This is a genomic window from Ruegeria sp. S84, assembly GCF_056583445.1.
The window spans coordinates 2,668,094-2,686,402 of sequence record NZ_CM152618.1 but is presented as its reverse complement, the minus strand read 5'-3'; the positions used below and the strand labels follow the sequence as shown (position 1 = coordinate 2,686,402).

Below are 18,309 nucleotides of genomic sequence, written 5' to 3'. Positions count from 1 at the left end.
GGGGAGAGTTGCTTAAATTTGACGCTGAAACAACGAGATTGCTTGAAATCGCCTATCAGGGAGCAGAATTGACACGGCGAAGACAGGCTTCATTTGATGCGCTGCGCCCGGCTCCTGGTGAGACTATTTTGGATGTCGGTTGTGGCAACGGGATGTTAACAGCGGAGTTGGCCCGTGCAGTTGGCTCGGATGGCTATGTCATCGGGATCGACCCAAGCGAGGATATGATAGCAGCCGCAAGAGAACGATGCAGCGACTATGCGAACGTGGAGTTTCGTGCTGGTGCCGCAAATAGTTTGCCCATTGAGGATGAGAGTGCTGACAAGGCCGTCTCGGTACAGGTCTTTGAGTACATCGAAGACGTAGACGGTGCACTGTCCGACACGCTGCGGTGCGTCAAACCCGGCGGACGTCTCGTCATCAGCGATCTACACTTTGGGAGCTTGATTTGGTTCAGCGATGAGCCCGACAGAATGCAAAAGATGCTGACGTCCTGGAACCAGCACTTTGTGAGTGGCTCCGTCCCGGAAAGACTGCCTGCACTAATAAAGGCTCGCGGCGACCATGTGGAAGATGTCTTGTCGTTCACAATGACAGATCACCAGCTAAAGCCTGATGGCCTCGCAATCATGATGATGCACCTCATGAAGCAATACACTGTCGCAAATGACCATTTTGATCCCGCAGTTGCGCAATCGTGGTTTGATGAGCAGCTCAGCCTTGCAAGGACTGGACGCTTCTTCTTTTCGATGACCCAATTTGTCGTCGTGGTGCGCAAAAAGGGGTGATTGAGCTAAGTAAATCGGCCTAGGTTCTTTCGCGGGCTTCATGAAAGTCGCGGTTCAAGAGACCCCCATTGGTGTCACAGGCGCCCCAACAGGTGCTGCAAGTCTTTTGTCCATACTTAATTGTCGTCGGTGAAGCCCCAAGGAAGTGCCAGACGTGCAGGCATTGATCAGACGTTCGAACGACCGCAGCGATAGGCGTGATGACAGAAGGTCTCGTATTGGTACTTACTCAATGGCTACAACGCAGGTGCGTGGCTGCCACTTCCAGCTTGCAGCTGCATTTGGCGTGATCTAATCGCCTTATTCGGCCGATTGTCACCGAGTGTCGTCAGAACCTTCCTGGATACAGACTCATCATGTTCTGCACGTCCAGTTCACTCGAAAACGCAGCGGGATTACTCCAGATCACGTCATTAATATAGTCGCGTTCCGCGTGAAGATCGTTGGCTGTAGGCTGCGGCTTACGGGTTTCGGGGCAGGCTCTTTTGGTCCAGCCGAACAGTCCACCAAATACGGTCCAGATGCTGGGTGACATTGTATGGGAAGCCATCTCATGGTCCTTTCCGAGTTACTTGCGCTGTCGCAACAACAGTAACTGTTCACCTGTTTTTCTGGTATCCAGCACAAAATTGTGCTGTTCTACAAAAATGAAGAACGGGTTCCGAAATTGGTCGGATATTCGTGTGTTCCTCTCTGTCTTCAGAGAAGGGTCTACGCTTGCGGCCTCTAGAAAGCTAAAGGTCTCCCAACCAACGGTTGCCCGACGCATTGATGTTCTCGAAAGAGAAACAGGCTTAACGCTTTTTGAGCGCGGTACGCACGGGTTCAAACCAACCCCAGAAGCCCTTCGCCTTGTTCCTCTCGCCGAAGCAATCGAGGCTTCAGTCCTTGAATTTGCCGATTGCGCGAAAGATTTGACGTCGACACAACCCATCCGTATCACCGCTTATTCGGCAAATTTCTCCGCACGCATGATCGAAATCGTAAACGAGTTTTCCGCCAACAATCAGGATGTCGCATTCGAGTTTTTATCCAGCGTTCGAGCGCTGGACCTGACGGCCGGAGAGGCCGACATTGCTTTGCGCCTTGCAAGAACCGATCCTGAACCCGACCTTATCTGCCGGAAAATCAGCACGGCTCGCTGGTCTTTGTTCGGCAGTAGAAATTACGCGGACAAGTTTGGCTTACCGAGGTCAACGAATGATCTGGCCGGGCATCAGTTTGTTACCTTTCAGCGGGACGATGTGCCAAATGTATTCCACGAATGGTTGACCAATCACGTGGAGCCGGACCAGATCGTCATGTCTTTCACTGAACTGGAGCTAATGCATGCGGCGATCAGGTCAGGGCAAGGCCTTGGGATCAGCAATGTCAAGCTGGTGGAAACAGACATGTTTTTTATCCGATGTTTCGACGAAATCCCGGAACTTGCGGTGCCGCACCTAATGCTCATTTCGCCGGAAGCTTATCGCCGGCCAGAGGTTAGAGCCTTCGTTAAGTTCTTCGCACCTCGCTATGCGGCAATCTACAAGTAGTTATTTGGGCAAAAAAGGATTGAGAACACGCGAACAAGCTAGTTTGCATGTACGCCACGACCGCAATTGCGAATAGAAGCCTTATGTGGCGAGCCCAAGGATACTCTTGAAGATGACAAAGGGAGGTCGAATTGATCGCCGCGCCCAAGTCGCTGCAAACCGCCTTAACTCCGACATGCCATCACGTGGTGCATGACCAGGTTAAGAACTTCAACATCGTTCTGGTTAAATGTCTGGTATCGGAATTTGACCGTTCCCCGGTCTGGCTTCGAACGTGATGGTGCAATTGCCTCAACCGTGACGCGCACGCTGATCGTGTCACCGCAATACACCGGAGCCAGCCACCGTACCTCGTCCATACCATGTCCACCCAGATTGGTGCCGGTAAGTACACCAGTGTCGCGGAACAACCTGAAAGTAAGCGCTATTGTTTGAAATCCACTGGCTATGAGACCGCCGAAAATCGACTCTGCGGCAGCCACTTTGTTAACGTGGAAGGGCTGCGGGTCATGAACCAGTGCGAAGTCAATAATCGCTCCCTCGGTCAGCGTAACGCCACCGGTTTCGAAGGTTTCGCCAACCGACAAATCGTCGATGTATTTTCCGCTGGCCATGGCAAAAGTATAGTTTGATGCACACTCAACCGTCAACGCGGAGCCACGCTCGGCAGCCACTAATGCCGCATTGTCATTCGACCATGGTAAAGATCGTAATTGAGAACTGAGCCAGTGGTCGTTGACCTATGCCGTGGCGACAAAAAGGTGCGCTTCTTGCGGTACGTGCAATACGCCTTCTTTGTCATATCTAGACAAAGCGTCTGCAACCTCTTCCACGACCTTGTTGGTGACGTCAGCACCTGCATCCCTAAGATCAGTTTCGATTGGCAGCGCCATGATTTGCGCACGAAGATCAATAAATCTTCGCTCTAGTACCAACGGCTCGTGACGAGCTATCTTGAAGCCTGCATCGACCAACAAGTTCGATATGAGGTCCCCATCTCGAAACGAAAAAGGCGCTCTGGCCTTGACTGCGGCATCTGTTCCAACATGCCGTTCGAGAGCTTTTGAAAGCGCTCCATTGAAGGGCGACACAGCGCGCCAACATGTCAAAAATAGCTGACCGTCATTGCGCAAGATCCTATGAACTTCTTGCAACGCGGCGGATTTGTCGGGGAAGAACTGAAGCCCCTGTTGTATGAAGGCATAGTCAAACGTAGCCTTTCCAAAAGGTAACTCGGTTACATCTGCTGCATACCACTCGAGCACATGACGACAATCCGGCTGATTGGACTGCGCGACCTCAATCATGGTTTCGTTCAGATCTACGCCAACAACCCGGCCTTCGCCGGTCAGTTTCCTTGCTATCTCTCGCGTCAAAGCCCCGGTGCCGCATGCAATGTCGATGACACAAGTGCCGCTTCGAAGCTGAACCTTCTGCATGGTTGCTTCAGCCAATGGGCCAAACATCGCAGGCACACTGTGGTTGTTGTACTTCTGCGCAGCTTCTTTGGTCAGCCGGAATTTGTCCGTCATCAAAAATATCCTCCTAGCAACGCGTTAATAATTGGACCACCCAAAATGACCCAAAATCGTAGTCTCACGAGGTTTCAACCGGAAGGCTCTCATCGGCGCTCCACTCAGCCCATGAACCATCATACAGGCGGGACTTTTCGAACCCAATTTGGCGCAGCGCAAGGAGCCCACAAGAAGCAGCTATGCCACGGCCGCAATAGGCGATGACCTCATCGTCAATTTGAATTCCCTTGTCCTGATAGTGCTTGAGGAGCTTGGAATGATCCGCCAACTTAAATGAACCACGTTCCTTTAGTTTCGCAGCCCGTTCGGCAATGGGTGTGTGTGCCAAATCCGGATCGATGTTCGATATCGCCGGTATGTTGACGGCACTGGGGATATGTCCCGAGCGACCTCCCCATGTGTGAACGCCGTCGCCTCGGAAGAGGTCGTTTGGCAGAAAGTCCACAATTCTGACTCCGGGCTTACCTATCGCGTGCAGAACATCAGCTTTGTGGGCAATCCAATTACCCTGCACTGTTGGTTCAAAGTCACCGTGCTCAACGGTTAGATCGCCAGTTTCAGTGGGCCGACTTTCGAGTTTCCATTGCTGCAAGCCGCCGTCCAAGACCTGCACGTTTTTATGTCCATAGTGCGAAAGTGCCCACCAAAGACGCGCGGAAGCCAGCGGAAGCCCGGAGTCATCGTAGACCACGACATGACTGTCGTTGGAAACACCCAACTCGCGCATCTTTTCCCCAAAATCCTCTGGCCCAAGCATCATATCGGGAATGTTCTCAGTGCCGTCTGCAAGCTCTGTCGACATGCCAACATACACTGCGCCAGGAATGTGCTCGGCTTGGAACTCGCTCCTATCGTCATAGGCCACGCCCTTGCCGTTTTCCTCCCTAAACTTCCAGCGAACATCAATGATGCGCAGTTTCGGGTCAGTCAGGTTATTTGCCAACCAAGCCGTATCAATGAGTGGGCGATTGTGTATTACCATCCCTACGTTCTCCTCTAACCGGACGTGGGTCGAGCCTTATGGAATAATCCTCAAAATTGCTTTCGGAGTCCAATTTTGGAAAATCTGGATTTGGTGGAAGCAACTATGGTTTGAACGAAATTTCGATGATTTTATGTGGCTTCTGAAAGAAACTGATGCTGAAATCGTGGCACCTCGAAACGTCGATTTCCTTTGACTCGTTTATGGTTAAGCATGCTCATATAGCTCACTGACGGACAGGTTTGGAACAGATAGTGGAAGGTTTGGATGCTCGAAGATCGGTACGGAAGCCCGCTAACCACAACATCACAAACTGCACGTGACGCCTATGTTGAAGGCATCGACCGTTTTCTGGGTGCTTTTGACGATGTTGAAGAAGCTTTCCGTTCTGCAATGCAGGCAGATGATAGTTTTGCCATGCCCCATGTTGGCCTTGCACGCTATCTTGTTACCGTCGGGCGCGGACAAGATGCAAAGCGAGAATTAGCCGCCGCAAAGGAACTGTCGCAAGGCGTCAGCCCGCGCGAAGCCGCCCAGATCGAACTTATCAACGATCTCATTGAGGGGCGTGCACCGCAGGCTTACAGGCGCATCCGAGATCACGTCGCAGACCATCCGCGAGATATTTTGCTGGCTCAGACATGTACCAGCGTGTTTGGCTTAATCGGATTTTCAGGTCAGGCTGGACGCGAGGCGGAGCAGCTTGCGTACACAACCATGTTGAAGCCACACTATGGCGACGACTGGTGGTTTCTCTGCCAGCATGCGTTTGCCCAGATGGAGGCCGGACAGATCGGCCCCGCCGCGGAAAACATCGAGCGCGCGCTTGAGTTGAGGCCAGACAGCGCGCACAGTGCACATGTCAGGGCCCATCTCTACTATGAGAACGGGGAGACGGACGCTGGCTACGCTTATCTGCGCGAGTTCTGGCAAGACTATCCCTTCACAGCGTATCTGCACTGCCATCTCAGTTGGCACGTAGCTCTATGGGCGCTTGAGAGCGGCGATGTGACGGGTATGTGGAAGCTGTTTGATGATTACGTTTCCCCCGACCGACCTCCCGCGCCGCCGCTGAACGTTCTGACTGACAGTGTGGCAATTGTTCACCGCGCCTTTTTGGCTGGCGAGCACATTCCTCAGGAGCGTTGGCAACAACTCAGCGACTATGCTGTTCAGTTCTTTCCTTCACCTGGCTTGGCTTTTGCGGATGTTCACGCTGCTCTTGCGCATGCGATGGCTGGAAACAGAGAGCGTCTGGAAACAACCATTGACGGCGCAAAGGGACCCGCAGGCCCCACCGTTGCTTCGGTCGCAGGCGCATTCCGTGCGCTGGCGGATGGAAATGCGGACGAAGCGATTGAGAAATTCGTAAGTGTCATGTCTGAGCACGAACGCCTTGGCGGCAGCAGGGCGCAACGCGACATTATTGAGTTTTCATTGGCGCATGCGCTAGCAATTTCGGGACAATCGAATGAAGCTCGACGCATTCTCAACATGCATCGACCGCATACCTCTCACGACCATGCAGTTGCCACGCTAGCAGGATAGAGTGCCCGTATATTTGACGCCCGCAATGAGCGCAAATTTCACGTTTTCAACGCCAACTGGAACGGAAATTGCCGCACGACGCCACTAGGCCCCAAAAGTGTTAGTTGGCGGAAAAGACCAATCTGACTTCTGACATCAGTTTTCTCAAAAGCCCGTCTTAGGTGTGTGCGAGCGGTGTTTGTGGTCTTGTCGGTGGGCTACTGTGGAGGGATTGGACGGCGCGTCACTCACGCGGCCGACAAGTTGATCAGGGTAAGCCAGATGAGTGACAAGGCTACAGAAGAGGAAATCCCAATTTTCGTAATCTGCGAGACTTTGGTGAACGGCAAACTTCGAGAGATTGAAGGAAAAGGGATCACTGTAAAACCAAACAAGATCTTAGTCTTGACGATCAGTGTCGAGGATGTTGAGCGATGACAGATGATTTTTCAGAAGAAGAGATCTTCGGGCGCCCGTTACAGGATGTTCCTCTGGATGACATGATCGCAGAGTTGCAAGCCCGTCGCAAAGAGGGTCCGGAGGTCTGGCTTGTGACCTGCCCCCCGAAACTTCCCTCGTTGTGATGTAGAGTTTGCTCAACCTTGAAGGAGCAAACGAATGCGAAAGAGCCGTTTTACCGAGGCACAGATTATCGGGATGATCAAAGAGCAAGAGGCCGGAATGCCGACGGCTGAAGTATGCCGGAAACATGGTCTGAGCCAGGGGACGTTCTACAAATTCAAATCCAAATACGGCGGCATGGAAGTGTCTGACGCAGCCAAGTTGAAGGCCCTGGAAGACGAGAACGCCAAGCTGAAAAGGCTGTTGGCGGATACGATGTTGGACAACGTCGTGCTGAAGGACCTTCTGGGAAAGAGTTGACGACACCGAATGAGCGGCGAGAGGCAGCGCTGAGAGCGATGCGGGATCATGACATCTCGCAACGCCGGGCCTGCCAACTTGTCGGTGTCGATCCAAAAACGGTCCGGCGTGAACGCCCGCCGGATAACCCTGAGATACGCAAGGAAATGAAGGCTATCGCTGCCAAGCGGCGCAGGTTTAGCTATCGCCGGATCGGCGTGATGCTGGAGCGCGAAGGGTACGTTATGAACCACAAGAAGCTGTATCGCCTTTACACCGAGGAAAAGCTGGGCGTCAGACGACGACGAGGCCGGAAACGGGCCCGTGGCTCACGTTCCCCAATGCCGGAGGCGCTGAGGCCTGGCGAACGCTGGTCACTGGACTTCCTGTCTGACACGTTCGGGGCTTCACGCCGGTTCCGCATTCTGGCGGTGAACGACGACTGCTGTCGCGAAAACCTCTGTCTGATGGCCGACACATCCATATCCGGCGCACGCGTCGCGCGGGAGCTCGATGCACTTGTACGGCTCTATGGCAGGCCCGCCAGCATTGTCAGCGACAACGGAACAGAGTTCACCAGTCGGGCGATCTTGAAATGGGCAAACGACAACGGCGTCGACTGGCACTACATTGATCCCGGCAAACCGCAGCAGAATGCCTTCATCGAGTCATTCAACGGCAGCCTGCGCGATGAGCTCCTCAACGAGGAGATGTTTGACAGTCTGGATGATGCCCGCCGAAAGCTGGCGCTTTGGCGCTACGATTACAACAACATCAGGCCGCACTCGTCGCTCGGAAACAAAACGCCCGCAGAAGCGCGCCGGACGCTTGAGCAATTTGAGGGCTCCGCGCCCGGCGCGCTTGCCCAATCAGACGACGAAGAATATGAAAACCAGACCCGCAAACTCTCGTTATGAATGAGGGAGCCTCGGGGGGCAGGTCAATGACCAGTCGAGGGTTCGCGTAAGCTCTTTCACGGTCTCTGGGTCTATCCGGGGCACTTTGGTTCCTAGCAGGAGAGGCGCTTAGAAGAAGCGCGCACTACTACAACGACAGTCGCCATAGACTTCTGATGTTAAATATTGGGTAATGGCGGCAGGTAAGCTGTACTAGCGGTCTGGGTCTGTATCGAGTTTGCCCCAGAGATCATCAACCAGATCTGACAAGCCATCATTCGAGGCCTCCTTGGGCAGTAGACCAGCTCTTCGCCGGCGTTCGACCTCGGCCATTAGTTCTTCCTCTGTGGCTGTCTCAACCACATCACATCGAAGAGCTTCAATCTCGTCCGCTGTCCACGACTCAAATTTGTCAGCGTAGAAGCCCAGGGAAAACGGCTCGTCATCAGAAATCTGCTTGATCACAGCATTCCAATCTTCGCTCTGGTTCGATTCCTTTTCGACCCTCTCATCTAGTTCGCGGATAGACTTGCGGATCATCGGCAGCAGCTCTGCCTCAACGCTTTCTTCGCCCGTGCCGGTCCCCGCAAGCCAAAGGTCTGCGATCTTGCGTACGAGCGCCCAGACCGTCTGACTTCGAGGGTGGCCTTTAATCCGGCCGCCGAGACCTTTTTCTTGAATACCAAACTGCTCGGCAGCACGCTCGTTCATCCGGATATTGTAGTCGGACACGTCCGCGAGTTTTGAATCGTTCTCAGCCAGAGCTCGGGCGACCTCTTGATCACCAACATAGACAACCACCTTCAACATCCCGCTAACCCTTCCTTCGCCGGTTCATCACTCGGTCCAGGTGGCTGTAGTCCAGATCTCGCATGATCTTCTTCACTCGCTCTGGATCGACTTCGCGATCTTTTCCAGCAGTTCGGACAATGTGTCTGACGTAGATCGTGACGGCGGCAGTGATCACGACGGATAAGATCAAACTGAAATGCTCGGTCCCCATCACTAAGTCTTCTTCCTTGGGTCTTCGATCCCGAGGTCGTCGAACACGTTGCCGCTACCATCAGTGATCTCGACATCATCGTCGTCAGTCACGAGATCCCAGGTGTTCTCTTTGACCCATTCATCCCGCCATTTGGGCGCATCGGACGGACGCTGTGCAAAATCGGCGATTTGCTCGAAAATCATTTTGCGCAATGCAAGCCAGACCTCCGGACCCTCTTTGCGACGGGCTTGCAACTCTGCGATCATGTCATCCAGAGGAACATCATGTAACGGGCGCCCGAAGATCTCTTCTTCTGAAAAATCATCTGTCATCGCTCAACATCTTCGACACTGATCGTCAAGACTAAGATCTTGTTTGGTTTTACAGTGATCTCTTTTCCTTCAATCTCTCGAAGTTGGCCGTTCACCAGAGTCTCGCAGATTACAAAAATTGGGATTTCCTCTTCTGTAGCCTTGTCACTCATCTGGCTCACCCTTCGGATCAGGCACCTTTCGCGACCGGATCTCATCCGAGGTAATCGGCTTGGTTAGTTTTGCTCGACCGGCCGCAATTTCAGCCTCCCGAAGCCTAAGCAAACGCAAGGTTTGTTCATCCAGCTCAACGTCGTCGTCATCACCCATCAGACTTCTCCCGAGTACAGAAACAGTGAGAACAGAGCACTTGAGACCCGTCGGCTGTTCGAACGATGTCACCAACGTGGCCACACTCTTCACACGTCACACAGCATCGAAATCCCATCCAGTCAGCGTACTCCTGAATGAGATCGTGGTATTGACTGAAGCTGATGGAAATCTTGCCATCCCGGCCTTTCTTAATATCCGAGATCTGAATAGTTCCAGGGTCCAGTGCCCTGAAATCCTGACTGAAGGAAAGCTTGTGGAGTGCTTGCGAAATCATGACGAGCCAGCCCTTTCCGACAGCAGGAACAAGAGATGCGCAATCCGGAGAAACGAGGTCTGGATAGTTTTCCACAATGTCCAGCCTCAGGCTGTCGGGCCAGGATTCTTCGGCGCCCTCAAATCGCCGCCGCAGAGCATCATTGTAGCACCAGCTGCAAAGCGTCGTCACAAACCCAAGGAATTTCTGGCGTTGGGCAGAATTAGAACAACCTTCACAGGTTTGCTCAATCTGATCGACACGCCATTGAATCTCTTCACTCGTAGCCTGGTTGCAGCCCGGTCCCTCATAGACGCGCAAGCCTCCCCATTTCTGTTTGATCTGAACGATGGACGGGTGTTCATCACCAAACAGGTCGGGCTGCTCGTCGATCAACCTCTTCACTTTCTCAAGTGCAAGCGTAAGCTGCTCCGCCCACCCGGCACGATACTCACCAAGCTGCTTGAAGACGCTTCCCTGAATATCATTCCAGTCGAGAACACTGCTCATCACTGACCTCCGGGCCCGCGCCTTTTTGAGATCGTGTGAAACCTCCGCCATAGCAGTCATCATACGGTCGACCACTTCGCGGTCATCACACTCGACATGCAGACCCCCGGTCGACCATGTGACGTCAGAGACGTGCGGAGCTGGGTAGTTGTGCGCCATCACCAAATGCATCTCTTCGGCGTACCAGGCGTCAAATGAGCGGAGATCATCTAGCGCTCCATGGTCCTCGATCACACCTCGGACCTTTTCCCGGAATTCCTTCCAACTCTTTTCGACATCATCCATCAGTCACATTCTCCTCGACCGATTGCTTGATATCGTTGAAGTCAATTGTGTTCTTCACGTCGTCCGCCATGTCGGACTCCTCCTGAGAATGGTAGGAGGCGTCGGAATCGAACCGACTCGTGCACTCTAATCTGGAGCAATTACAAGGATATAAGCCTCGCCCGCATACCAATGCTGCCTCCCACGGATTTTGCGTGGGTTATCGACCTCAGGCCGATATTCGATGGCAGTGGATGCGTGTGAACGTCATGACCGCAAGCTGAACCAGTTCGCATAACCATGTCAAGACAGAGCGTGCTGCACTTAGAAATTCACCGCGTAGTTCTGGGAACCTTCTAGCTTAGCGTGTGCCCGATACACTGATGCATCTTATTTTGCGGGTCAGTACAGCGTCGAGTAGCTCTCAGACAGCGAAACGATTCGATACCCTGTGATCCAGACTCGAACTTAGAAACTCCGTCGATAGTTCGCTCTGAACCGACGCGCGTCTTTTGATCTGCGTCTGATGCGCTCCATTCTGGAGAAATACAAAAGTCTTGATCTGACAAAACCTCAGCGGCAGCATTGGCCTGCATCTTTAGAAAAATGGAGATACCGGTTGCAAGACTCTGTAAGTCTCATTCCATTTAGCGTCTCGAGTAATTTGTGATGATACGTTCCTCACCTGAACTGCTGGCAGTTTCGAGGCGTTGGTATGAATACTCAGAACCAAAAAGAATACTGACGAGTTGCAGGATTTTCTGTCGAAAGCAGATGAACTACGGTTCGTTGGGACAGGCGAAGGAGAGTTTTGGAGCGGGCAAGCAGTTCGCGATGGGGTTAGCGGCTTTTTCGCGGAGATCCCTGCTCCCGTCGTTTTCAATGAAGTTGAAGCTGAGGCCTTCGAAAACGGAGAAACGGGATGGTCATCCTTCGTCCATAAGATTCAGTTTGTCGGCTTTGATGAAGCCGTCTTCTACCGCACCGTTCTGATTTTTGTACTAGAGGGAGCAGCCTGGAAGATCATCAATCGCCACGCTTCAGTGCCAACTCCAAATATTGAACTCGTGGGTAAAGAGCAGCTGGCCATCCAAAAACTGGTTGATGCTGCGCGTGAAGACGGACCCGAGCTGGTCCAAACCGAAGGCTTGGCTTCGGTACTTTTCACTGATGTGGAGGGCAGCACAACGTTGGCGGAGTCGTTGGGCGATCAGCGTTGGTCGGTGCTGATCGAAAACCACTTCCAAGCCTTGGCGGCGATCATTGAAAAGCATCATGGCCAGTTCGTGAAATCCCTTGGAGACGGAACGTTGTCCGTCTTTCCGTCCGCGAAAGAAGCACTAACGGCCGCTATCAAGATTCAGGGGGCCATTGCATCGGCATCCGCGGAGCCATCTTTCGGTGTTCGGATTGGGATTCACACTGGTGATGTCGTGCAATCTCGTGGAGATTTTTTCGGTACGGTGGTCAACAAAGCGTCACGCATAACGACCCTTGGTGCGGCGGGCGAGATACTCGTTTCAGATGCGACTCGCGCCATGGTCGGAGGACGAACCGATTTCTCTTTTTCTGAAATAGAACCCAGACTCCTTATAGGTTTACGCGGTCACCACGTTTTGTATCGGTTGGATTGGCAAGATTAAGTGTTGGGGGCGCCGTAACTCCGGCAAATCGCCTAGTCTCCTAGGGGAGCAGCACCGCCAGTTGTTTTGAGGTTCGCAGCACACCTCACATCGCCAGCAATTCCCGATGAATGGCGACCATCGCCCAGGTGTCGCGCGTGCAATACGCCACAAGATCAGAGTAGACCTTCTCGCGCGCTGGATCATCCGGTTCGGTCAATGTTACGTCCTTCCAAAGGCGAGACGCGCTTGCCCCCTCTTTGATATCCAGATCATCGTATGAAAGTTCTGGCAAAAACGCTGGAAGAACGGCCTTGATAGAGGCGCTTCCCTTGAACGCGGGATCGTTGATCACTTCATCCGCAAACGGCTTCATCAGATCAACTACGCGAGCATTTAGGCCTTCCAGAAACTCTGCGTGCTCTGGATAAGTTTCTGCCATTTCCGTATTGCGCGATTTCTCGAACGGAGCATACCAAACCACTACAGAGCCAACGTCTCCTATGTCCTCACGAAGCCTTTTCAGCAAGGCTGGCATCGGGTTACTGGCGTCTCGGTGGAGATACTCCCTGTGCTCAATTTCTCCGCCAGGCTCATGCTGGATATGCAAGGAATACTGGAAAGCCACTTGCTGATAGGGGCGCGTTCCGTCCCAGGGTGGCAGCAAACTCTGAGATGTCTCGTAGTCAAAATAGTAAACCGGATACACAATCTCGCTCAGAAACCTGCTTAACTCCTGATGATCGATTGTGCGTTCACCGTTCGCCACTGCTCTCAAGTAGCGCTGTGTCGACTTGCCCAACGCAGATGGATCACTGATCTCGTCAATCTTTGTGATCCCATTTGCGATGAGTTCCGAGGCTTTTTCCGCATTCATGAACGGAAGGCGGTGGATACTGTCATGCGCGAGAGGTGGGTCGAGTTTTTCGCGGATCTCCAGCCATTCACCGTAGGATTTAAGGCGCGCACGTTCGGGGGACGGATCAGGCATCGTAACGCTGGCAACGATGCTCAATGCCTGATCTATACGCGTGCGCGTTTTTTCGAGCTGCTCAGTCACCGCATCCGTGATGTCAGTGATGCTGACAAGCTCTTGCGGATTGATTTCGCCGTTTCTGACGTAATCACGGTTCACATGTGCCACTTCGCAGCGCGCAATGGGAAACCCGGCCGCCTCAAGCACGACACGCTGGAATGCGAGATCAAAGGTGTGTTCGGGTTTTGATGATGTCCCGCTCTTGATCTCTGTCAAAACGTACCCATCGCCACTGCGGCTGACGATGTCGGAGATGCAAGTTATGGTTCCATCTTCATAGCGTCCCTGTGCCACGGCGTTCGCACCATCTCTCCAAGCCTCCAAAGTACGCGCGGGAAGAGCCTGGTATTCTGAAAAATCTGAAAAACCGAGGCGAACGAGATCACCAAAAAGCTCCTCTGCATAAGGCTCAAACGCGTGCCCCTCGTCAAAGCGTGCTTGCAATGAGGGGTCAATTGGCGGCAGCAGATGCCTGGCGTGTTTCTTGATCCATAGCCAGGCAGGGTGCCTGAGAAACATCATGTAATCTGATTTGGATAGCATCGTGTAATTTGCTTCCCAGAATTGATGAAACCAGTGGAAGACCATCATGGTCAGCTATTGAGAGCAGCTTTTCTTTGGTGCAGTCGGCGTCACCACTCTACCAAAGCCTCATGTAAATCGTACGGATAGCTCGGTGTCCATCACGCCACCAAAACCAGCTGACCATTGTTCGCCCGGCGACACTGGCCATGCGTCCGTCAATGTGCCAGTTGTGACTAGCTCGCCTCCTTGAAGCTGGTCGTCTTTGCAAAGCAGAGACACAAGATGAGCCAGGACTTTGATTGGGCCTCCAAGCGCGTTTTCACCCTTGCCGGCCTCGATAGCCTCGGTGCCCTTGAACAACGCTAGTGGCACTTCGGCCAAGCCGATCAAAACATCATGCGTCGCCGCGATTTTGTCGCCAAGAACAAGGCAGCCGTGCAATCCTTGTGCTGCGATTGAATCTTCGACTGAGAATTTCCAGTCGGGATAAATCGATTGCACGATTTCAAACCCTGGAGCGACCCACTCCACGCAACCTGCCAACTGTTCATTGTTCATTTCAGCCGTCGGCGCATCGCCGAGGCCAAGTACGATTTCTGGCTCGATTCTCGGTTCTGAATACCTTGCCAAGTTTACCGGCTGATCAGTCGAAAACAGCCCATCTGAGTGAACCTCTCCCCAAATGGGTTGATCCACACCATAAACAGGCCAAATCGTGCGGTTCGTGAAGCCGACTTTTCTGCCAACTCTTTCTTTGCCCAAAATCTCGCGGACACGACTAGCAATCGAATATGCGTCATCCAGCGATAGCTGTCCTGCCTCTGAAGACAGTTTAGGTATCTGCTGGGCAGAGGTCAGGGCATCAGCGATTGTCTTAGCGTTAGCTTCAATATCTCTTGTCATATTCGCATTATACGCGCCTACGGCTGGATTGCGATGCAATCAAGGTATTGAAGAACTAGGCTCCTCAATTCACAGGTATGAAAAACGATGCTAACTATTGGCCCATTCCCTTGGAGACCTGACATGACCAAACGTCGCCTTTTTGGTATCGTCATCCTTTTCCTTGCAGCACTAAGTGGGCTTTCAGAGCACCTGTTTTATGGCGGTGTCGACCCAAACGGCGTTCTGCAAGAAAGCTTCTTTTTGCCGCTGACTTTCATTCTCGCAGCAATTGGCGTCGTTGTGCTCGTAGTTTCGTTGTTCCAATCACCGCGTGACTGAGACGCGTCCGTCAGTTAGAACGCTGTTCCAAAACGCAAATCGGGCAATCTCCAGGATGGCGACCTCCGCCCAAGTCTAGGCAGGCCTCCTCATATTGGTAACGTTCGACCGCACGTCCCGCTAGGAACATGCATAGCCCGACCGTCAATACGGTGAGCGCCAACAGTATCTTCGTACTCCGTGTCATTGCTCAGTTTATTGTTTCATTCTCTTGGTTTCAGTCAACCAGCTTTCAGATCTTGTCGAAAATTGGCAAACTCTGAAACTCAAACTTCAAATTGGTTTCGTCGAGTTTCTGAATAAGGGACGTGCCCTCGATAAGATCAATCTCGGTCCAGAAGTTTTGGCCTACTAGCTTGAAAAGGTGCGTATCGGCGGAGCGGTGAGCATCTGCATTGATCTTAGCTATCGACTCCGAAATCCAATGATCCATGCCTATACTCAATGGCGCTGTTCAGCGCCCGTCAAGCTCGGGAAAATCGTTTCAAGGCTTGACCTTTTGCCACGGCTTCTACGCAAAGGTGCGTATGGACGGAATGCAAAACCCGGCTTGTCTTGCCTCGCAGTAATTGCACGAGCAGGTCTGCATTGGGCAGACCTTCCCGTGTTGTGAGTTTGCTCATATGCCACAACAAAAAATCCAAAAAGATAAACTTTGTTTTTCAAGTCCTAAGTTAAGGTAGCTTCGCTTGTACTGCGAGAGGAGAAAGTTGGTGACAAACAATAGGCCGTTCCCACTAAGTCGAATTGCTCAGCTCATCACTCTGGCGAATATCGCATTCGTAATTTTGGCTTATTTGATGTCGCCAACCAAAGTACAAGCCCAAAGCTCACAGGCCTGCGTAGAATTGGGGTCTCCTCGAATAGAGTATGCTTCTGGATCTGAAAGCACTCGCGTTAATCAAACAATCTCAACGACGGAACGCACGTGTCTCCCGATCCCAAACGGACCCATTACAGGACTTACAATTGGAAACTCCTCAATTACGTCCTCAGGTGAAATTGAGTTGTATGTTCCGGGCCAAAATACCGTTCCAAGCAATGCTTCAGTTTTAACACTTTTGAATGTCGATGTCGCGGCGGGTAGCGGAGACTTTGTCTCCCGGGAAGCGTTGGCAACAAACATCAACGGGAAGCTCAGAGTGAACCTCATTGGAACTTCGATTGGTTCCGGCAGATCAATGACGTTCGCTCCCTTCAACGGCGCGAATATCGACCCCACTGAAGTCTACTTCCAGTCCGACCGCCCGCTAACCTATGACAACCTTACCGTTATGGGAGCCACCGAAGTGGTTTTCGGGGCGTACTATATCCAGACCCGGATTGCTGAGGCTTCCGATTTCACACTGACCAATAGTTCAATTTCTTCAACCAGTGACATGGCGATAGCGGCAGGCACGACTGTTCGGCTTGATGCGGCAAGCAGTTTGAACACCGTAAACTTTGAAAACTTTGGCACTCTGGCCGGAACGGGAACAGTGAACGCCTTCAACTTCACAGTTAAGAACGGCGGGGTGCTTTCGCCGGGCTTTTCAATTGGTACACTCAACAATAGTGGCGGGATCGCCTTTGAAGCTGGGTCAAGGCTCTTAAGTGAGGTCGATCCGACGGCCGGGCAGAAAGCTGACTTGGTGTCATCCAGCGGGCCAGTGACGGGGATTAACCGCGCTACCATACAAGTCGAAGCCGCTCGACCTGGTCTGTCTGCACAAGACTATGCTGCTGGCAACGACTACACGGTTTTTCAAGCTTCGAGTTTTGATGGAAACTCCCCAACTCTTGTTGCCGGAGGTTCTCTACCCGCTCTTTCCAGTCTGAGTATCTCAAATACGCCAACTGTGGACGGTAGAATTGATATTGCGTTTTCGACCCTCCCTGTCTCGAGCTTACCGCAGCATCCAGCAGTTGTAGGATCACCCAATGCAAGCAATCTTGCTGGTGCGGTTGCGAACACTGCAATCAAGTCACCTGGAACCATTCTGACCAACGGTACAACCTTGGGCAATGTAGTTAACACGCTTACCAATTCAGGTTTAGTTGGGTTTAATCGTGTGCACGCAGAACCCTATTCCTCCAATTTGACCGTTGGGCTTGAGCAACTTGACCTGATAACCAACACTGTGCTGAGCCACGCTGATTGCCGCAAGTATCAAGCGGTCGGCTTCAGCAATGAGGATCAACCCGTTGCAGCAGGCGAAATCGACACGGCCCAGAGCCCGAGCGGCGCAATAGACTGCTCTGATCGGCGCTGGTGGATCGACACGGCCTATGTGAGCGGGGACGTTGATGGAAGCAATGGCCTTGGGACATTCGACTATTCGCTGGGCACCATTTTGGTCGGAGCGGATGTCGCAAGCACCGATAGAGTTGTGGCCGGCGTGTACGCAGGTTTTGGGACATCCTCCATGGATGAACACGATCAAGTCGATCAGGACTTTTCGACCGACAGCTATCATGTGGGCGTCTATGGGCGTACAACAACCGGAACTTGGGAGTTCTCCGGACTGATCGGTTACATGTTCGGTGAAACTGATGCCAAGCGAAATAACCCTTCTGTTGATGGCTTTACGGGAGGTGAGGCTAAATCGGATTTGGACCAAGAGGGAATCCACGCCGGTATCCAGGCACGGAAGTTGTTTAACCTGGACAGCGGTGCAAGGGTTTCTACGGTTTTTGGATTGAACTACGGGCGTATTCAACAAGGTTCAGGCACAGAGACTGGCGGTGGTGACTTCAACTACTCAATTGAAAAAGCGGATGCCGAGTCTCTGGTCGCTTCCATTGGAGTTGACTACCAACGGGACTTCTTGACAGAGAATGGTGTGCTAACCCCAATTGCCTTTGCTCGTTACGAGTATGACTTCTTTGCCAACAAGGATAGTGAGCACGAAATCACTGTAACGAGCCCGATATTTGGCACGTTCACACAAGTCGGACAAAACCGAGGAGCAAATGGCTTCGTGCTTGGTCTGGGGCTAGGGTATCAGATCTCTGATCTGGCCAGACTAACGGCAGGATATGGCTATTCAGTTCGTTCCAACGGCCAAGAGCATGGCCTCGGTGCAAACTTAAGTGTTCGGTTCTGATTAGGGCGGACCAACGAAGAGGAGTGGTAAGCTAGC

Annotated in this window: 20 protein-coding genes and 1 tRNA gene; 9 read left to right on the top strand and 12 right to left on the bottom strand. The window is 52.5% G+C overall.

Going from position 1 to position 18,309, the window contains the following annotated elements; translation table 11 throughout:
- The first annotated feature begins 8 nt into the window (after nucleotides 1-8).
- Entirely contained in the window at nucleotides 9-788 is a 780-nt protein-coding gene (locus AC1DFB_RS13520; RefSeq protein ID WP_480921464.1) for a methyltransferase domain-containing protein, read from the top strand.
- A 328-nt stretch (nucleotides 789-1,116) separates the two neighbouring features.
- Here AC1DFB_RS13520 and AC1DFB_RS13515 read toward each other — a convergent pair whose 3' ends face one another.
- A complete protein-coding gene (locus tag AC1DFB_RS13515) occupies nucleotides 1,117-1,338 on the bottom strand; it encodes a hypothetical protein (RefSeq protein WP_170825504.1) in 222 nt (73 codons plus the stop codon).
- A gap of 133 nt (nucleotides 1,339-1,471) precedes the next feature.
- Here AC1DFB_RS13515 and AC1DFB_RS13510 point away from each other — a divergent pair, with 133 nt between their 5' ends.
- Nucleotides 1,472-2,323, top strand: coding sequence for a LysR family transcriptional regulator (locus AC1DFB_RS13510; protein ID WP_480921463.1), 852 nt, complete (start codon nucleotides 1,472-1,474; stop codon nucleotides 2,321-2,323).
- A gap of 164 nt (nucleotides 2,324-2,487) precedes the next feature.
- Here AC1DFB_RS13510 and AC1DFB_RS13505 read toward each other — a convergent pair whose 3' ends face one another.
- The 3 genes from AC1DFB_RS13505 to AC1DFB_RS13495 all read right to left on the bottom strand — a co-directional run bounded on the left by AC1DFB_RS13505 (nucleotide 2,488) and on the right by AC1DFB_RS13495 (nucleotide 4,840).
- The gene (locus AC1DFB_RS13505) at nucleotides 2,488-2,997 is read right to left on the bottom strand and encodes a MaoC family dehydratase (protein WP_480921462.1); all 510 of its coding nucleotides are present in this window, start codon (nucleotides 2,995-2,997) and stop codon (nucleotides 2,488-2,490) included.
- A 66-nt stretch (nucleotides 2,998-3,063) separates the two neighbouring features.
- The gene (locus tag AC1DFB_RS13500; protein ID WP_480921461.1) at nucleotides 3,064-3,855 is read right to left on the bottom strand and encodes a class I SAM-dependent methyltransferase; all 792 of its coding nucleotides are present in this window, start codon (nucleotides 3,853-3,855) and stop codon (nucleotides 3,064-3,066) included.
- A 64-nt stretch (nucleotides 3,856-3,919) separates the two neighbouring features.
- Nucleotides 3,920-4,840, bottom strand: a complete 921-nt coding sequence (locus tag AC1DFB_RS13495) for a sulfurtransferase (protein WP_480921460.1) — start codon at nucleotides 4,838-4,840, stop codon at nucleotides 3,920-3,922.
- Between the two features lie 267 nt (nucleotides 4,841-5,107).
- Between AC1DFB_RS13495 and AC1DFB_RS13490 the strand changes: the two genes are divergently transcribed.
- From AC1DFB_RS13490 to AC1DFB_RS13475, 4 genes are all read left to right on the top strand, one after another.
- Nucleotides 5,108-6,388, top strand: coding sequence for a tetratricopeptide repeat protein (locus AC1DFB_RS13490; protein WP_480921459.1), 1,281 nt, complete (start codon nucleotides 5,108-5,110; stop codon nucleotides 6,386-6,388).
- Between the two features lie 261 nt (nucleotides 6,389-6,649).
- Nucleotides 6,650-6,805, top strand: a complete 156-nt coding sequence (locus tag AC1DFB_RS13485) for a hypothetical protein (protein ID WP_480921458.1) — start codon at nucleotides 6,650-6,652, stop codon at nucleotides 6,803-6,805.
- Complete coding sequence (locus tag AC1DFB_RS13480) at nucleotides 6,802-6,951, top strand: hypothetical protein (RefSeq protein WP_480921457.1); 150 nt, start codon at nucleotides 6,802-6,804, stop codon at nucleotides 6,949-6,951. The genes AC1DFB_RS13485 and AC1DFB_RS13480 overlap by 4 nt, the downstream gene beginning before the upstream one ends.
- Before the next feature lie 34 nt (nucleotides 6,952-6,985).
- Nucleotides 6,986-8,145 (top strand): IS3 family transposase gene (locus AC1DFB_RS13475; RefSeq protein ID WP_480921456.1). Its coding sequence is split into 2 segments (ribosomal slippage): nucleotides 6,986-7,235 and nucleotides 7,235-8,145, totalling 1,161 coding nucleotides; the frame shifts between segments, so codons are not numbered across the junction.
- 192 nt (nucleotides 8,146-8,337) lie between these two features.
- Here AC1DFB_RS13475 and AC1DFB_RS13470 read toward each other — a convergent pair.
- From AC1DFB_RS13470 to AC1DFB_RS13445, 6 genes are all read right to left on the bottom strand, one after another.
- Nucleotides 8,338-8,934, bottom strand: coding sequence for a hypothetical protein (locus tag AC1DFB_RS13470; RefSeq protein ID WP_480921455.1), 597 nt, complete (start codon nucleotides 8,932-8,934; stop codon nucleotides 8,338-8,340).
- A gap of 195 nt (nucleotides 8,935-9,129) precedes the next feature.
- Nucleotides 9,130-9,441, bottom strand: a complete 312-nt coding sequence (locus tag AC1DFB_RS13465) for a hypothetical protein (RefSeq protein WP_480921454.1) — start codon at nucleotides 9,439-9,441, stop codon at nucleotides 9,130-9,132.
- Nucleotides 9,438-9,593, bottom strand: coding sequence for a hypothetical protein (locus tag AC1DFB_RS13460; protein ID WP_480921453.1), 156 nt, complete (start codon nucleotides 9,591-9,593; stop codon nucleotides 9,438-9,440). The genes AC1DFB_RS13465 and AC1DFB_RS13460 overlap by 4 nt, the downstream gene beginning before the upstream one ends.
- A complete protein-coding gene (locus AC1DFB_RS13455; RefSeq protein ID WP_480921452.1) occupies nucleotides 9,586-9,750 on the bottom strand; it encodes a hypothetical protein in 165 nt (54 codons plus the stop codon). The genes AC1DFB_RS13460 and AC1DFB_RS13455 overlap by 8 nt, the downstream gene beginning before the upstream one ends.
- Entirely contained in the window at nucleotides 9,743-10,801 is a 1,059-nt protein-coding gene (locus tag AC1DFB_RS13450) for a hypothetical protein (RefSeq protein ID WP_480921451.1), read from the bottom strand. The genes AC1DFB_RS13455 and AC1DFB_RS13450 overlap by 8 nt, the downstream gene beginning before the upstream one ends.
- An 89-nt stretch (nucleotides 10,802-10,890) precedes the next feature.
- Nucleotides 10,891-10,984 (bottom strand) — tRNA-OTHER (locus AC1DFB_RS13445).
- A 545-nt stretch (nucleotides 10,985-11,529) separates the two neighbouring features.
- Here AC1DFB_RS13445 and AC1DFB_RS13440 point away from each other — a divergent pair.
- On the top strand, nucleotides 11,530-12,423 hold the full coding sequence (locus AC1DFB_RS13440) for an adenylate/guanylate cyclase domain-containing protein (protein WP_480921450.1): 894 nt from the start codon (nucleotides 11,530-11,532) through the stop codon (nucleotides 12,421-12,423).
- An 85-nt stretch (nucleotides 12,424-12,508) separates the two neighbouring features.
- Here AC1DFB_RS13440 and AC1DFB_RS13435 read toward each other — a convergent pair whose 3' ends face one another.
- Nucleotides 12,509-13,981 carry a DUF2779 domain-containing protein gene (locus AC1DFB_RS13435; RefSeq protein ID WP_480921449.1) on the bottom strand — a complete coding sequence of 491 codons (1,473 nt, stop codon included), beginning with the start codon at nucleotides 13,979-13,981 and terminating at the stop codon, nucleotides 12,509-12,511.
- Between the two features lie 108 nt (nucleotides 13,982-14,089).
- Nucleotides 14,090-14,866 carry a 2-keto-4-pentenoate hydratase gene (locus AC1DFB_RS13430; protein WP_480921448.1) on the bottom strand — a complete coding sequence of 259 codons (777 nt, stop codon included), beginning with the start codon at nucleotides 14,864-14,866 and terminating at the stop codon, nucleotides 14,090-14,092.
- Nucleotides 14,867-14,989: 123 nt separating this feature from the next.
- Here AC1DFB_RS13430 and AC1DFB_RS13425 point away from each other — a divergent pair, with 123 nt between their 5' ends.
- Complete coding sequence (locus AC1DFB_RS13425; protein ID WP_480921447.1) at nucleotides 14,990-15,187, top strand: DUF3955 domain-containing protein; 198 nt, start codon at nucleotides 14,990-14,992, stop codon at nucleotides 15,185-15,187.
- 713 nt (nucleotides 15,188-15,900) lie between these two features.
- Nucleotides 15,901-18,273 carry an autotransporter family protein gene (locus tag AC1DFB_RS13420; protein WP_480921446.1) on the top strand — a complete coding sequence of 791 codons (2,373 nt, stop codon included), beginning with the start codon at nucleotides 15,901-15,903 and terminating at the stop codon, nucleotides 18,271-18,273.
- Nucleotides 18,274-18,309 lie beyond the last annotated feature (36 nt).

Bases quoted from the DNA above. Each gene is read 5' to 3' on its own strand.
- AC1DFB_RS13500 (WP_480921461.1), bottom strand. From the start codon at position 3,855: ATGACGGACAAATTCCGGCTGACCAAAGAAGCTGCGCAGAAGTACAAC.
- AC1DFB_RS13480 (WP_480921457.1), top strand. From the start codon at position 6,802: ATGACAGATGATTTTTCAGAAGAAGAGATCTTCGGGCGCCCGTTACAG.
- AC1DFB_RS13425 (WP_480921447.1), top strand. From the start codon at position 14,990: ATGACCAAACGTCGCCTTTTTGGTATCGTCATCCTTTTCCTTGCAGCA.
- AC1DFB_RS13495 (WP_480921460.1), bottom strand. From the start codon at position 4,840: ATGGTAATACACAATCGCCCACTCATTGATACGGCTTGGTTGGCAAAT.
- AC1DFB_RS13430 (WP_480921448.1), bottom strand. From the start codon at position 14,866: ATGACAAGAGATATTGAAGCTAACGCTAAGACAATCGCTGATGCCCTG.
- AC1DFB_RS13490 (WP_480921459.1), top strand. From the start codon at position 5,108: ATGCTCGAAGATCGGTACGGAAGCCCGCTAACCACAACATCACAAACT.
- AC1DFB_RS13465 (WP_480921454.1), bottom strand. From the start codon at position 9,441: ATGACAGATGATTTTTCAGAAGAAGAGATCTTCGGGCGCCCGTTACAT.
- AC1DFB_RS13460 (WP_480921453.1), bottom strand. From the start codon at position 9,593: ATGAGTGACAAGGCTACAGAAGAGGAAATCCCAATTTTTGTAATCTGC.
- AC1DFB_RS13435 (WP_480921449.1), bottom strand. From the start codon at position 13,981: ATGCTATCCAAATCAGATTACATGATGTTTCTCAGGCACCCTGCCTGG.
- AC1DFB_RS13485 (WP_480921458.1), top strand. From the start codon at position 6,650: ATGAGTGACAAGGCTACAGAAGAGGAAATCCCAATTTTCGTAATCTGC.
- AC1DFB_RS13455 (WP_480921452.1), bottom strand. From the start codon at position 9,750: ATGGGTGATGACGACGACGTTGAGCTGGATGAACAAACCTTGCGTTTG.
- AC1DFB_RS13450 (WP_480921451.1), bottom strand. From the start codon at position 10,801: ATGGATGATGTCGAAAAGAGTTGGAAGGAATTCCGGGAAAAGGTCCGA.
- AC1DFB_RS13515 (WP_170825504.1), bottom strand. From the start codon at position 1,338: ATGGCTTCCCATACAATGTCACCCAGCATCTGGACCGTATTTGGTGGA.
- AC1DFB_RS13470 (WP_480921455.1), bottom strand. From the start codon at position 8,934: ATGTTGAAGGTGGTTGTCTATGTTGGTGATCAAGAGGTCGCCCGAGCT.